Annotated in this window: 11 protein-coding genes and 1 tRNA gene; 7 read left to right on the top strand and 5 right to left on the bottom strand. The window is 70.6% G+C overall.

Features of this window, described 5'->3' with window-relative positions; translation table 11 throughout:
• Positions 1 to 89: 89 nt before the first annotated feature.
• The 5 genes from AC07VM_RS16755 (at position 90) to AC07VM_RS16735 (ending at position 4,612) form a co-directional block, all read left to right on the top strand.
• Positions 90 to 866 carry a fumarylacetoacetate hydrolase family protein gene (locus AC07VM_RS16755; RefSeq protein WP_494912330.1) on the top strand — a complete coding sequence of 259 codons (777 nt, stop codon included), beginning with the start codon at positions 90 to 92 and terminating at the stop codon, positions 864 to 866.
• Positions 863 to 2,122 (top strand): MFS transporter, encoded by a 1,260-nt coding sequence (locus tag AC07VM_RS16750; protein ID WP_267418290.1) that lies wholly within the window; start codon positions 863 to 865, stop codon positions 2,120 to 2,122. Before AC07VM_RS16755 ends, AC07VM_RS16750 begins: the two co-directional genes overlap by 4 nt.
• Positions 2,119 to 2,883, top strand: coding sequence for a class I SAM-dependent methyltransferase (locus AC07VM_RS16745; RefSeq protein ID WP_494912329.1), 765 nt, complete (start codon positions 2,119 to 2,121; stop codon positions 2,881 to 2,883). The genes AC07VM_RS16750 and AC07VM_RS16745 overlap by 4 nt, the downstream gene beginning before the upstream one ends.
• A gap of 52 nt (positions 2,884 to 2,935) precedes the next feature.
• A complete protein-coding gene (gene gltX, locus AC07VM_RS16740; RefSeq protein WP_267418292.1) occupies positions 2,936 to 4,441 on the top strand; it encodes a glutamate--tRNA ligase in 1,506 nt (501 codons plus the stop codon).
• Between the two features lie 99 nt (positions 4,442 to 4,540).
• Positions 4,541 to 4,612, top strand: a tRNA-Gln gene (locus tag AC07VM_RS16735).
• Between the two features lie 168 nt (positions 4,613 to 4,780).
• Here the strand turns inward: AC07VM_RS16735 and AC07VM_RS16730 are convergent.
• The 3 genes from AC07VM_RS16730 to pdhA are packed head-to-tail and all read right to left on the bottom strand — an operon-like array spanning position 4,781 to position 8,104.
• On the bottom strand, positions 4,781 to 5,989 hold the full coding sequence (locus AC07VM_RS16730; protein WP_494912327.1) for a dihydrolipoamide acetyltransferase family protein: 1,209 nt from the start codon (positions 5,987 to 5,989) through the stop codon (positions 4,781 to 4,783).
• Positions 5,990 to 6,005: 16 nt separating this feature from the next.
• Entirely contained in the window at positions 6,006 to 6,998 is a 993-nt protein-coding gene (locus AC07VM_RS16725; protein ID WP_494912326.1) for an alpha-ketoacid dehydrogenase subunit beta, read from the bottom strand.
• Positions 6,995 to 8,104 carry a pyruvate dehydrogenase (acetyl-transferring) E1 component subunit alpha gene (gene pdhA, locus AC07VM_RS16720; RefSeq protein WP_494912325.1) on the bottom strand — a complete coding sequence of 370 codons (1,110 nt, stop codon included), beginning with the start codon at positions 8,102 to 8,104 and terminating at the stop codon, positions 6,995 to 6,997. The genes AC07VM_RS16725 and pdhA overlap by 4 nt, the downstream gene beginning before the upstream one ends.
• A 112-nt stretch (positions 8,105 to 8,216) precedes the next feature.
• On the opposite strand from pdhA, the gene AC07VM_RS16715 reads away from it, so the two are divergent.
• Entirely contained in the window at positions 8,217 to 8,813 is a 597-nt protein-coding gene (locus AC07VM_RS16715) for a TetR/AcrR family transcriptional regulator (RefSeq protein ID WP_494912324.1), read from the top strand.
• A 138-nt stretch (positions 8,814 to 8,951) separates the two neighbouring features.
• Here AC07VM_RS16715 and AC07VM_RS16710 read toward each other — a convergent pair whose 3' ends face one another.
• Both AC07VM_RS16710 and AC07VM_RS16705 read right to left on the bottom strand, forming a co-directional pair.
• Positions 8,952 to 12,008, bottom strand: coding sequence for a LamG-like jellyroll fold domain-containing protein (locus AC07VM_RS16710; protein ID WP_494912323.1), 3,057 nt, complete (start codon positions 12,006 to 12,008; stop codon positions 8,952 to 8,954).
• Between the two features lie 56 nt (positions 12,009 to 12,064).
• Positions 12,065 to 12,766: an HAD family hydrolase gene (locus tag AC07VM_RS16705; protein WP_267418298.1), complete on the bottom strand. Its 702-nt coding sequence runs from the start codon at positions 12,764 to 12,766 to the stop codon at positions 12,065 to 12,067.
• Positions 12,767 to 12,920: 154 nt separating this feature from the next.
• Here AC07VM_RS16705 and AC07VM_RS16700 point away from each other — a divergent pair, with 154 nt between their 5' ends.
• A complete protein-coding gene (locus AC07VM_RS16700) occupies positions 12,921 to 13,676 on the top strand; it encodes a GntR family transcriptional regulator (RefSeq protein WP_494912321.1) in 756 nt (251 codons plus the stop codon).
• The last annotated feature ends 70 nt before the right edge of the window (positions 13,677 to 13,746 follow it).

The raw sequence follows: 13,746 nt of genomic DNA, 5'->3' as shown, positions 1-13,746 counted from the left end.
CGACGAGACCCACCGCCCCGCTCCGGGACGGTGGGTCTCGTCCTTCCCGGAGGGCCGCGGCGGTCGGGGTGCTCGGTAGGCTGGATCCCATGAAGATCGCCCGGTTCAGCCACGACGAAGCCATCATGTACGGGATCATCGACGAGCGCGAGCTCGTGGTGCTGGCCGGAGACCCGATGTTCACGGGCTACGAGACGACGGGTGCACGGGTTCCACTGGCCGACGCCGCACTGCTCGCTCCGGTGATCCCGCGGTCGAAGGTCGTCTGCGTCGGCAAGAACTACCACGATCACGCCGCTGAGATGGGGGGAGAGGCCCCCGAGGAGCCGCTGCTGTTCCTCAAGCCGAACACCGCGGTGATCGGTCCCGGCGACGCGATCGTGCGTCCGGCGCTCTCCGACCGCACCGAGTACGAGGGCGAGCTCGTCGTGGTCATCGGCAAGATCGCGAAGAACGTGAAGGCCGAGAACGCGCTCGACTACGTGCTCGGCTACACGATCGGCAACGACGTGACTGCCCGTGACCTGCAGCGCAAGGACGGACAGTGGGCGCGCGCGAAGGGCTTCGACACCTTCTGCCCGCTCGGACCCGTGATCGAGACCGACTTCGATCCCGCGAACGCCACGATCGAGACGCGGGTGAACGGCGAGGTGCGCCAGCACGCGCCGCTGACCGACATGATCCACTCCGTGCCCGCGATCATCGAGTACGCCTCCGCCGTGTTCACGCTGCTTCCCGGTGACGTCATCATGACCGGTACTCCGGCGGGCGTGGGCACGTTCGAGGCGGGCGACGTGGTCGAGGTCGAGATCTCGGGCCTGGGCATCCTGCGCAACACCGTGCGCGACGCCGTACCCGCGTCATGACCGATGTCGCCCTGACGGCGGCGCAGCAGACGGCGGTCCAGCGACGCACCGTGCTGGTGCTGTCGTTCGGGCAGGTGCTCGGCGGCATCGCCTTCGGTGCGACGGTCTCCCTCGGCGCGCTCCTCGCAGCGGACATCTCCGGGAGCGACGCTCTTTCCGGCCTCGCCACGGCCTCCGTGACGCTGGGGGCGGCGGTGTGCGCCATCCCGCTCGCGCGCCTCGCGGCTCGGGTCGGCCGCCGTCGCGCCCTGACGCTGGGGAACCTGTTCGCGCTCATCGGCATCGCCGTCGTCATCCTCGCCGCGTCGCTCCGCATCTTCCCCCTTCTCCTCGCCGGCATCCTGATGATCGGCGCGGGCAACGCGGGCAACCTGCAGTCGCGCTTCGCCGCAACCGATCTCGCCGCCCCGCAGCATCGCGGCCGGGACCTCTCGATCGTCGTCTGGTCGACCACGATCGGCGGGGTGGCGGGCCCCCTGCTCCTCGGGCCGGGGGAGATCGTCGGGCAGGCGATCGGGATGCCGCCGCAGACCGGGTCCTACCTGTTCTCGTTCGTCGCCCAGTGCGCGGCGCTGGTGCTCTACATCGTCGCCCTCCGGCCAGATCCGCTGCTCGCCGCGCAGCGGCTGGCGCGCGCGGCGGCGGCCACCACGGGGGCGACCGTCGTCGACCGTCCGCGGGTCGCGCGCTACGCGATCTTCGCCATCGCCGGCTCGCATGTCGTCATGGCCTCGGTGATGGCGATGACCCCCGTGCACCTCTCGCACATGGCGCACGGCGCGGGCGGGATGGCCGCGACTTCGGCGGACGTCTCGGCTCTCGTGGGGATCACGATCGCCCTCCACGTGGGCGGCATGTACGCGCTGTCCCCGGTGTTCGGCGTCCTGGCCGACCGGTGGGGCCGACTCCGCGTGGTCCTGCTCGGGCAGGTGCTCCTCGCGGGCGCGCTCGGCTTCGCGATCTTCACCGGCACCGAGGCGTGGGGAGTGATGGTCGCGCTCATCCTCCTCGGACTCGGCTGGAGCGCCGCGACCGTGGCCGGCGCCGCGCTGCTCACCGAGGCGTCGGCGCCCGAGCTCCGCACGCGCCGGCAGGGCCGCAGCGACTCGCTGATGAGCCTCTCCGCCGCGGCCGGTTCCGTGCTGGCCGGAGTCGTCCTGTCGAACTTCCAGTACGCGGGGCTCGGCGTGGCCGCTTTCGTGCTGGTCCTGGCGATCGTCGCACTGTCGCCCCTGGCGCGCACGGGCGCTCGATGAAGGAGTGGGCGGGCGTCGGCGAGGCCTACTCCGCCTCCTATGCCGCCCTCTGCGCGGGAACGCTCCCGCCGATGCGCGAGGCGCTCGGAGCGGCGCGGGGTCGACGCCTGCTCGACGTCGGCTCGGGGGACGGCAGGCTCGCGGCGGCGTGGGCGGGCGAGGGATGGGACGTCACCGCGTGCGAGCCGGAGGGCAGCATGCGGGAGGTGTCCCTGCGGACGCATCCGCTCGTCCCGGTCCTCGACGCCGGGCTGCCCGAGCTTCCGTTCCCCGATGGATCGTTCGACGTCGTGGTGGCGAACTTCGTCCTCAACCACGTCGGGTCCCCGCGCACGTCGGCGGCGGAACTGCGTCGCGTCGCCCGGGAGAGCGTCATCGCGACGACCTGGACCCGTTCGCCGTCCTGGCTGTGGGCGGAGGTCGCCCAGCGTGCCGGCATCGAGCCGGTGGCGGGTCGGCGGCTTCCGGAGAGCGAGGAGTTCGAGCGGACGGCCGAGGGCTTCGGACGGATGCTGGACGAGGCCGGGATGGGGCGCACCGAGGTCGTCGAGCACACCTGGACCTGGGCGGCGGCGCCGCCCGCGCTGTGGACCTCCGTCGAAGGAGGAGTCGCCGGCGCCGGGGCCCTGTTCGCGGGACTCGACCCCGATGCGAGGCGGAACTTCCGGACAGCCTTCGACGAGGTCGTCGAGGAGCGCCTCGTCGACGGTGCGCTGCCGCTGGAGCATCGTGCCGCGATCGCGGTCTGCACGCTGATCTGAGCATCGTCGAGGCTCAGCGGCGGAAGGCCCCGCCCCGTAGAATCGAAGGGCTATGGCTACCCCTCACCCCCTCACCACGACTGTCAGTGGTGCCGACGTCCGCGTCCGCTTCTGCCCCTCGCCGACCGGACTGCCGCACGTCGGCATGGTCCGCACCGCGCTCTACAACTGGGCCTACGCCCGCCACAACGGCGGGAAGATGGTGTTCCGCATCGAGGACACCGATGCCGCCCGTGACAGCGAGGAGAGCTTCCGTCAGCTCGTCGACGCGCTCACCTGGCTCGAGATCGACTGGGACGAGGGCGTCGAGGTCGGCGGGCCGCACGCGCCGTACCGCCAGTCGGAGCGTCATGACATCTACCGCGGCGTGATCGACAAGCTCATCGCCACCGGCGCCCTGTACGAGAGCTACTCGACGGCCGAGGAGATCGACGCCCGCAACGAGGCCGCGGGCCGCGCCAAGCAGCTCGGCTACGACAACTTCGACCGCGACCTCACGGACGAGCAGAAGGCGGCGTTCCGCGCCGAGGGCCGTCAGCCCGCGCTTCGCCTGCGCGTGCCGGACGAAGACGTCACCTACGTCGACCTCATCCGCGGCGAGGTCACCTTCCCCGCCGGCTCGTTCCCCGACTTCGTCGTGGTGCGGCCGAACGGCGTCCCGCTCTACACGTTCGTGAACCCGGTCGACGATGCGCTCATGGGCATCACGCACGTGCTGCGCGGCGAGGACCTGATGCCGTCGACGGCTCGGCAGCTGTCGCTGTACGCGGCGCTCATCGATGCGGGTGTCACGACGTTCGTCCCGCGCTTCGCGCACATGCCGCTGGTGCTGGGAGAGACGGGCAACAAGAAGCTCTCCAAGCGCGACCCGCAGGCCGACCTGTTCCTGCACCGTGATCGGGGCTTCATCCACGAGGGTCTGCTGAACTACCTCGCCCTCCTCGGCTGGTCGATCGGGCCGGACCGCGACGTGTTCTCGCTCGACGAGTTCACCGCCGCCTTCGACATCGTGAACGTGAACCCGAACCCGGCGCGCTTCGATCAGAAGAAGGCCGAGTCGATCAACGGCGATCACATCCGGATGCTGGGGGAGAAGGACTTCGCCGAGCGCACGATCCCGTATCTCGCCGCCGCCGGTCTGTTCGACGAGCCCACGCATGAGCAGCTGGTGATGGCGTTCCGCGTCGCACCCCTCGTGCAGGAGCGCGTGCAGCTGCTGGGCGAGGTCCCCGGCATGGTCGGCTTCCTGTTCACGGACGACGTCTCCTACGCCGAGGACGCGCTCAAGGGGCTCCCGGCCAACGCCGCCGAGGTCCTGGACGCGTGCGTCGTGGCTCTCGAGCCGCTGGAGGAGTTCACGCCGGAGAAGATCCAGGAGGCTCTCGCCGGGGAACTGGTCGAGAAGCTCGAGCTCAAGCCGCGCGTCGCCTACGGTCCGCCCCGCGTTGCCATCACCGGCCGCCGGATCTCGCCGCCGCTGTTCGAGTCGATGGAGCTCCTGGGCAAGGAAGAGTCCCTGCGTCGTCTGCGCTCCCTCTCCGCGTTCCTCGCGAGCTGAGACGCGACGCGCCCGGGCGGCGGCGTACGGCACCGGTTTTGGTGTTCCGCCGCCGCTCGGGTAGGCTTGATTCTCGGTGCGAGGCTCCGGTTTCGCCCTTGGGGTATGGTGTAATTGGCAACACGACGGTTTCTGGTTCCGTTATTCTTGGTTCGAGTCCAGGTACCCCAGCAGAACGAAAACCCCCGCTCAGGCGGGGGTTTCGTCGTTTCCGGATCACGCGGGGCGGGTGGCTCGTGGCCGCACGTGGCCCCGTGGGGAGATGCGGCGACGGCACACGCCGATGAGTGTTCTCCCGCGATGAGCGGGTGCGGGAACCCGGGGCCCCCGCACCCCGGCTCACAGCAGGAGCTGCAGCGGCTCTTCGAGCAGATGGGTGAGAGTCGCCAGGAACCGTGCTCCGAGGGCGCCGTCGATGATGCGGTGATCGGCGGTGAGCGTGTAGCCGATCCGCCGGTGGACGATCACCCGGTCGTCGACGAGCGTCAGCTCCTCACGGATTCCGCCGACCGCGAGGATGGCGCCCTGCGGCGGGTTGATGATCGCCGTGAACCGGTCGACGCCGAACATGCCGAGGTTGCTGACGGTGAAGGTGCCGCCGGCGAGCTCTGCCGCGGTGAGTCGGCGCTCGGCGGCCCGCTCGGCGAGATCGCGCGTGCGGCCGGCGATGCTCGTGATCGTCGCGGCATCCGCCGAACGGACCACGGGGACGACGAGTCCTGCGGGGGCGGCCATCGCGACGCCGACATGCACGTCACGGTGAAGGAGGGTGGCGCCGCCGCCGGCGGGGAAGTATGACGCATTGATCTCCGGGTGAGCCCGCAGGGCCAGGGCCACCGCCTTGACCACGAGGTCGTTGACACTGACGCGAGCCGGAGTCCCCGTGCTCTCGTTGATCCGCGCCCGCAGTGCGAGGAACTCGTCGACCCGTGCGGAGGACGTCACGGTGAACGTCGGGATCGACGTGGTCTCCGACATCCGCGCAGCGATGGTCCTGCGGGTCGCGTCGAACGGGATCGTGTCCGCGGCGAGGTCTTCGGCCGCCGGAGCGGGCGCGGCGCGGAGCTCGTCGAGGTCGGCTCGGACGATGCGTCCTCCGGGCCCCGTGCCCGACACCGCAGCTAGGTCGATCCCCTGCTCCCGGGCGATGCGGCGGACGAGAGGGGTCGCTGCCACGCGTCCGGTGGTCATCCCGAGGCTGCTCGACGCTGTCGGCGCCACCTGTGCGGCGGTCGTCGGTTCAGGGTCGGGGGCTGCTGACGGACGCTCCTGCACGCCCGCGGCGGGTCCCGCCGAGGGCGCGGGGGAGCCGCTGCCGTCGTCGAGCCTGGCGATCGGGGTGCCGATGGCGACGTTCTCGCCCTCGGGGACGAGGATCTCCACCAGCACACCGGAGTCGTACGCCTCCTGTTCCATGAGGGCCTTGTCGGTCTCGACCTCGAGCAGGAGGTCGCCCGCGGCGACGTCGTCGCCCGGTTTCTTGTGCCAGGCGGCGATGGCCCCCTCGGTCATCGTGTCGGAGAGGCGGGGCATGAGGATGTCGATCATGGTGTCTTCTTCGTTCTCATCGGCGCCGGGCGACGGCGTCGAGCGTTTCACGGATGGCGGTGACGGCGTCCTCCACGGAGGGCAGCGCTGCGGTTTCCAGCGACTTGGCGTACGGCATCGGCACCTCGGCCATGGCGACCCGGCGGACGGGGGCGTCCAGCCAGTCGAAGGCGCCGTCGCTGATGGTCGCGGCGATCTCCGCGCCGATGCCGTAGGTGAGCCAGTCGTCTTCGAGGGTCACGGCGCAGTTCGTCTTGCGGACGGAGGCGACGATGGTCTCCCGGTCGAGCGGTCGCAGGCTCCGCAGGTCGATGACCTCGATGTCGATGCCGTCGGCGGCCAGGCGCTCGGCGGCCTCGAGGGCGACGAGAGCCATCCGCGAGTAGGCGACCACGGTGATGTCGCTGCCTTCGCGCATGACCGACGCGCGCCCGATCTCCGCCGGCTCCAGGTCGTCGGGCACTTCGCCGGTCGTGTTGTACAGCGAGAGGTTCTCGAGGACGAGGACGGGGTCCTCGTCGCGGATCGCCGCGATCATCAACGCCTTCGCGTCGGCGGGAGTAGCCGGGGCGACGACCTTCATGCCGGGCACGAACGCGTAGTACAGCTCGATGTTCTGCGAATGGGTGGCGCCGAGCTGCTGCCCGCCGCCCCCGGGCGTGCGGATGACGAGGGGCACATGGGCCTGGCCGCCGAACATCCCGTAGATCTTCGCCGCATGGTTCACGATCTGGTCGAGCGCGAGCAGCGAGAAGTTGATCGTCATGATCTCGACCACGGGGCGCAGTCCCACCATCGCCGCCCCGATCGCTGCGCCGGTGAAGCCCTCTTCCGCGATGGGGGTGTCCCGGACGCGCTTCGGCCCGAACTCGTCCAGCAGACCGGCGGTGATCTTGTACGACCCTTCGAAGAGTCCGATCTCCTCGCCGATGAGGAACACGTCGTCGTCTCGCAGCATCTCGAGACGGAGGGCGTCGTGCAGAGCCTGGCGGTAGCTGATGATGCTCAACGGACACCCCCTGCGGAGAGGAGCGCGTGCGGTCGCGGGGGAGCGGGGAAGAGCGCCTCGCCGGGGAGCCGTCGGGAGTCGTTCGGCACGGGCGTGGCGTAGGTGTAGTCGAAGAGCGTCGAGACGTCGGGCTCGGGGCTCGCATCGGCGAACGCGGCCGCCGCGGTGACTTCTGCGGTGACCTCGGCATCGACCCGCTCGATCTCGTCCTGTCCGAGGACGCCCCGTTCACGCAGGTCCGCGGCGAAACGTGCGACCGGATCGGCGGCTCTCGCCGCGGCCGCCTCCTCGGGGGAGCGGTAACGGGCCGGATCGACGACGGAGTGTCCCTTCATCCGACCGGTCATCGTCTCGAGCAGGTACGGGCGGCCCGCCCTGGCGCTGGCGAGGGCGACGCGCGCGGCCTCGAGCACGGCGACCGGATCACCGCCGTCGACCCGCGCGGAGGGCATGCGATAGGAGGAGGCCCGCTTGTGCAGCTCCGGTTCTGCCGACGACTGCTCGACCGTCGTCCCCATCCCGAGTCCGTTGTTGTTCACGACGTAGACGATCGGCAGCCCCCAGAGCGCAGCGATGTTGAGCGACTCGTGGAAGGCTCCGATGTTCGTGGTCCCATCGCCCATCAGGCACATGACGGCCTCGGTCCCGCCGCGATAGTCGATCGCGAGCGCGGTGCCCGTGGCCAGCGGGACCTGTCCGCCGACGATTCCGTAGCCTCCCATGAATCGGGATTCGAGATCGAACATGTGCATGGAGCCGCCCCAGCCGTGTGAGACGCCGTCGGTCCGTCCGTAGAGCTCGGCCATGGCCCGCTCCGGCGATATCCCTCGGGCGAGCGCGTAGCCGTGCTCCCGGTAGTTGGCATAGACGTAGTCGCTCCCCTCGAGCGCGGCCATCAGCCCCACGACGGTGGCTTCTTCGCCGAGGTTGAGGTGACAGTACCCGCCGACCTTGGCCTCGGCGTACGCGCGCGCGGCACGTTCCTCGAAGCGGCGGATCAGGACCATCTGACGATGGAGGGCGCGCAGCTGATCGTCGGACGGAGCGGTGTGCACCGGACGTGAGACCTGAGCCTTCGGGGGCCGGGTGGTGCGGGATGGGGGCATGAGGGTTCTCCTTCTCGCCTTCGAGGCATCGGTGTGAGTGTCTCGATTAATGAAACCAATTCCGTTTCATTCTAGAATCGATCATAGTTGTCCTGTGCACGAAGGGGATCTGATGCCGGAGAACGAGAGCGACCCGCCACGACGGAAGCGGGGTCGGCCGACCGCGGACGAGCGCGCGCAGCGCCGTGACGACATCCTCGACGCCGCGGTCCGCCTCTTCATCCGGGGCGGGTTCGAGCAGGTCACGCTCGATGACATCGTCGCCGAGGCGCACGTCACGAAACGGACCATCTACGCCTACATCGGCGACCGCACCGAGATCTTCCTCGCCGCCGTCGAGCGCCTCCGCGAGCGGACGCTCCGGCGGGCGGAGCCGGACGACGGTCTCGCCCGGCTCGCCGAGGACATCGCCTTCATGCTGCAGTCCGACGAGGCGGTCGGCCTGCACAGCCTGATGATCGGCGAGGCGCGACGATTCCCCGAACTCGCTCGGCGGTTCTACGAGGAAGGACCGCGCGGGTACATCGCGCGGCTGCAGGCGCTGCTGCCGGGCGAGGAGGCGGATCGCGCGGAAGAGCTCTTCGCGCTGCTCCTCGGAGAGCCGCACCGGCAGCGCCTGCTGGGACTCCGTCCGGCACCGGATCGTGCGACCGCCGGTGCGCAGGCTCGGGACGCCCTGGCCGCGCTCGGCCTGTCCGACGACCGCTGACCCGGGGCGCGGACCCGGCGTCCGGCGAGGACACGGCCCGCGGCGGGGAGGCGCTCCGGCTGCGCCGGCGACGACGCGGCCCCCTGCAGCCGATCGTCCGAGGACGAGAACGGATGCAGGGGGCCGGTTCGAACGCGGCTAGGCCTTGCGGCGCAGGCGGAGCAGCCAGATGCCGGCGGCCAGCAGCGTGGCGGCCAGTCCTGTCCACACCCAGCCCATCGCGCCATCCGCGCCGGTCGTGGCGAGCGGATCGGACGAGCCGTCGGTCCCGGGCTTCACGCCGGTGCCGCCGTTCCCGGAGTCGCCGTCTCCGTCGCCGTCCTCGCCAGGGCCCTCGCCCGGACCTTCACCCGGGCCCTCACCAGGGCCACCGTCGTCGACCACGGCGAAGTCGACCGTGGCGAGCACGCGGCTCGCGACACCGGTGAGCACCAGCTCCGAGCCCTCGATGGCGTAATTCTCGACACCGCTGACGGCGACCGTGGAGCCTTCCATCCGGAACCCCGCGGCCGGGCGCAACGCCAGGCGCACCTCGCCGCCGCGGTCCGCCACACCCTCGGCCGGTGAGACGGTTCCGCCGCGGACGTCGGTGCGATACACGAAGCGGACCGTCTGCGCCTCCACGGCGTCGACGGCGGACTTCAGCGCGTCGAAGCTCGTGCGCAGCTGCTCCTTCGACGGCACACCGCCGACGGCCCGGGCGGCTGCGGCATCGGCCGTGGCGACCGACCCGGCGAGCAGCGCGGAGCTGTCGGCCGCCGCCGTGGCGAGCGCATCGCCGAGTGCCTGATCGAAGACCCGGCCGTTTCCGGCCTCGACCTCGTTCGCCTCCATCAGCTCCGTCGCGTACTCGACGGCCTGGGTGAGCGCGGCGGTCTCCTTGGTCGAATCATCGGCGGCGAAGAGGCCGGCGACCTCGGTCGCGGACAGAGCCGTGTCCCACATCCGCAGGTCGTCCATGTCGAGGCCGACCCCGTAGCTCTTGCTCCCGTCGACGCCCACGAGCATGTTCAGGCCGTTGGTCATGCTCCCGATGCCCGCGATGCTCGTCTCCTTCGCGAGCACGCCGTCCATGTAGGTGCTCGCGACGTTGCGCGTGCGGTCCACCGTGACCGTCATGTGGTGCCAGGATCCGCGATAGTCGCTCACCTCGCCGGTCGCGTAGACGCCGTTCGTGCCGTCGCCGAGGGTGAACTCGAGCTTGCCCGTGTTCGAGCCCTCCGGCGCGAGGTTGATCCCGGAGCGGTAGAAGTTCGCCCAGTTCTTGTTGCTGATGATCGCGCCGTAGCCGTTGACGCCGGTGACCTTCGTCCAGAAGCCGATGGTGAGGTCCTTGTCCGTGCCGAGGTCGAACTCGGGGCGGGATCCGAGGTCGACGTAGCTGCCGGTGCCGGCGCCGATGCGCACGGCTGTGCCGGAGGCGCCGGCGCGGTCGGTCTCGACGTAGCTGACCGCACCGACCGGCTTCGCGGCGGGGCCGCCGTCGGCGTGGGTGCCGGTGTCGCTGAGGTCGCCCTCGAAGGCGAGGTGCAGGAACTCGCCGTCGGGGGCCGGGGCGGGCGCTGCGGGGAAGTCGGGGAAGACGAGTCGGCCGGCGGTGCGCACCGTGCCCACGAGTAGCTCGGACGCGTTCTGGAAGTCGTCGTAGGCGGTGACCGTGACGGTGTAGTTCTTGGCCGCCTTCAGGCCGCGGATGTCGAAGCCCATCGTGTTCGGGGTCATGTAGAACCGGGAATAGGCCTTGAACGCGCCGGAGAAGGACTTCGCCGTGTTGTTCCCGAAGTCGGGCACCTGGTTCGCGGTGAACGAGACGGGCCTGCCGGCCTGGTCGCGGATCTCGATCTCGTAGTAGTTCACGAGCTCGTCGTCCTCGGCCTGGTCGAAGTGCAGCGTCAGCGACTCCTCAGCGATATCGGTCGCCGTGACCGCGGCGGCATCCCACCACGGTGCGACCGTGCTGCGCTGACCGGCGGTGTACGTGAAGCCGCTCTTGCCCGCGGTCGTGTCGACGACCCAGGGCATGCCGATCCAGCGCTGGTGCGTGACGTCGAAGCGACGGATCACGGTGGTGCCGTCGTCGAGCACCGAGACGAAGTTCGCGCTCTTCTGGGACACCCCGGCTGCGGCGTCACCCTGGTTGCCGCCGAAGTAGCCGCCGCCGAGGAAGTCGCCGGGAACGTCCTGGTAGATGTAGTTCATCGAGGCGTTCTCGTAGACCGTGAAGTCCTTCTGGAAGATGCTCGTCTCCGGGTTCGACGAGAAGTGCGTGTGCGCGGAGCCGAGCAGCACCTGCGGGTAGTCGGCGAGGATGCGCTGCAGGTCGGGACCGGCCATGTCGTAGTCCGCGTGGAACGGGCCGCCCAGCGAGGTGCCGGCGTAGCCGCTGTGGATCGAGACGAAGATCGGCTTGCCGGGGTCGTAGTCGGGCTGGGCGGCGATCTCCTGGAGCGTCCGGGTGAGGTAGGCCTGATAGCCGGAGCGCTGTCCGGTGTAGCCGAACGTGTTCGTGCCGTTGTAGTCGAGCCCGATGAAGTCGATGCCGTCGACCGTCGTGTGGAAGTTGCTGACGTAGTCGGTGCCCGCGTTCGGGTAGAACCACTCCGGTGCGTCGGCGGGGGCGTCCTCCCGCGCTGCCTCGAAGGTCGTGCCCATCAGGTCCGCGATGTCGTGGTTGCCCTGCGTGAGCAGCACCTGGGACTCGGGGAAGGTCTCGCGCATGACCCGCTCGACGGCGCGGTACCAGCCGGCGACCTTCTCGCTGTCGCCCGCCTGGTGGGCGGCGTACTCGGGGTCGTTCGCGCCCACCACATCGCCGTTGTCGACGACGACGCGCGGGTCGAACCCCTTCGCGTCGGCCCATGCGCGGATCGCCTCGAAGTGCGGCTTCGCGCCCTCGTACGCGACCTGCTCGGCGGTCTTGTCCGCGGTGGCGGAGCCGCTCAGCTCGGTGTCGGACATCGTGAGGAACTCGAGCGTCGCGTCCACGTCGTTGTACGCGTCGTTCGCGGCATCGATGCGCTGCTGGGTCATGGGCTGCGCGGCCGGAGTGGCAGCCGGAGTGCTCGCTGCGGCGGGGACGGCGGGCAGGAGCAGCGCGAGCACGGTGGCGGCCGCGAGTGCCCCTCCGCGCCGTGTGCGGTGCAGGGTCGCCTCGGAGCGCGTGCGCGTGCTCAGTGGGAGGTCAGGGGTCGGCATGGTTTCCTCACGTGGGGTGGTGTCTGTCTTCGGACGGGATGGAGCGGAGGGGGACGTCAGGGGAGCGCGGGTGCGTCGGCGCGCAGGGAGGCGACCCACGGCCCGGTCACGGCGCGGAGGTCGGGGATGCGGGCCGTCGGGCGACTCGCATCGTGGTCGTCGGACCGGACCTGCACGACCCGGCACCCGGCTGCGGTCGCCGCCCGGACGCCGACCGCGGAATCCTCGAAGACCAGGCACGCTGCCGGGTCGACGCCGAGCAGGGCCGCGGCGCGCAGATACGGCTCCGGATGCGGCTTCGTCTGCTGCACGTCGTCGGCGGTGACGACGGCGTCGAACGCACCCAGGTGCACGCTCTCACCGACCGCGTCGACCCACCGGCGGGTCGAGCTCGTGACGAGGGCGAGCGGCATCCCCTCGCGGCGCAGACGGCCGAGCGCCTCCTCGGCGCCGGGGATCCACGGCAGACGCCCGGCGAAGGCGCCGATCGTCAGGTCCTCGAGCTCTGCGGCGACGAGGCTCTCGTGCGCGGAGAGTCCGACGACCCGGCTCAGGGCGCGGGCGGCGTCGATGGTCGCGAGTCCCTCGAACCCGGCGAGGACCTCCGACGACGCCGGTGCGCCGATGCTCTCGAGGCGGGAGCGGATCGCGTCGAGCCACAGCCTCTCGCTGTCGACGAGGGTGCCGTCGAGGTCGAAGAGCACGGCGGACGGCCAGCCGGAGCGGCGGTCGTGGGCGGAGGGGGTCGACGGGGTCACCGGACGATTACCCCGCTCGACGGTGTGCAGGGGGCGGCGCGCAGATGAACGACGGTTGAACGATCGGCGCCCCTCCGCACGATCCGGGGGACAACTGTGAACGGCTGTCCGCTTCGCGCGATCGCGCGCTTCTCGGCGGACATAGGCTGAGCCGGTGCCCCCGGATACCGCGCGCTCGCACCGCGAGATCATGAGCCATCTGATGACCAGGATCATCGACGGGGAGTTCGCCGCCGGCACGACCCTGCCCTCCGAGACGAAGCTGGCTCTGCACTACGGCACGACCCGCGGCACCGTGCGGCGCGCCCTCGCCGGACTCGAGGATCGAGGTCTCGTGTCCCCGGTGCAGGGATCGGGCTGGATCGTCCGCTCGGGGCGTCAGAGCCAGTCGTTCGAGGAGCTGCGATCCTTCGCGCAGTGGGCGCGTTCCAAGGGCATGACGCCGGGCGGGCGGGTCCGCCGCAAGGAGTTCGGGGAGGCGACCGGGGCCGAGGCGCGGCGCCTGTGGGTGAGCCCCCGGACGCGGGTCCTCCGCGTGACCCGGACCCGCAGCATCGACGGGCGCGATGTGATGCTGGAGCGCACCTGCTACCCGGACTGGATCGCCGATCGGGTGGCCGCGATCGCGGACGACGAGGCCTCCGTGGTCGAGACGCTGAGCCGTGAGCACGGAGTCGTCACCGCGTTCGCTGAGCACGCGATCGACGCCGTCCCGGTCTCCAGCTCCGACGCCGAGCTCCTGGGCGTCCGCCGAGCGAGCCCGCTGCTGCGGGTGCGTCGGGTCAGCCACACTCCCGCGGGAGAGCCGATCGAGTACGGCGAGGACCGCTACCTGCCCGACACCGTGACGTTCCTGATCCCGGCATCGCGCGAGAGCACCTCCCTCACGCGGACCGAGTTCGAGCGGTAGCATTCGGCGGCGTTGCGCGACACCCGGATCGTCGTCGGCGCGCGTCCCGTCGAAGGACCTCGGGGGTCCC

Source organism: Microbacterium sp. GW821-FHT01D02 (genome assembly GCF_059422585.1).
The sequence above is the reverse complement of the archived record's forward strand: the minus strand, read 5'-3'. Positions and strand labels throughout refer to the sequence as shown.

What these genes read in the sequence shown, in the direction of transcription:
- AC07VM_RS16755 (WP_494912330.1), top strand. Translation starts at nt 90, where the DNA reads ATGAAGATCGCCCGGTTCAGCCACGACGAAGCCATCATGTACGGGATC.
- AC07VM_RS16750 (WP_267418290.1), top strand. Translation starts at nt 863, where the DNA reads ATGACCGATGTCGCCCTGACGGCGGCGCAGCAGACGGCGGTCCAGCGA.
- AC07VM_RS16745 (WP_494912329.1), top strand. Translation starts at nt 2,119, where the DNA reads ATGAAGGAGTGGGCGGGCGTCGGCGAGGCCTACTCCGCCTCCTATGCC.
- gltX (WP_267418292.1), top strand. Translation starts at nt 2,936, where the DNA reads ATGGCTACCCCTCACCCCCTCACCACGACTGTCAGTGGTGCCGACGTC.
- AC07VM_RS16730 (WP_494912327.1), bottom strand. Translation starts at nt 5,989, where the DNA reads ATGATCGACATCCTCATGCCCCGCCTCTCCGACACGATGACCGAGGGG.
- pdhA (WP_494912325.1), bottom strand. Translation starts at nt 8,104, where the DNA reads ATGCCCCCATCCCGCACCACCCGGCCCCCGAAGGCTCAGGTCTCACGT.
- AC07VM_RS16715 (WP_494912324.1), top strand. Translation starts at nt 8,217, where the DNA reads ATGCCGGAGAACGAGAGCGACCCGCCACGACGGAAGCGGGGTCGGCCG.
- AC07VM_RS16710 (WP_494912323.1), bottom strand. Translation starts at nt 12,008, where the DNA reads ATGCCGACCCCTGACCTCCCACTGAGCACGCGCACGCGCTCCGAGGCG.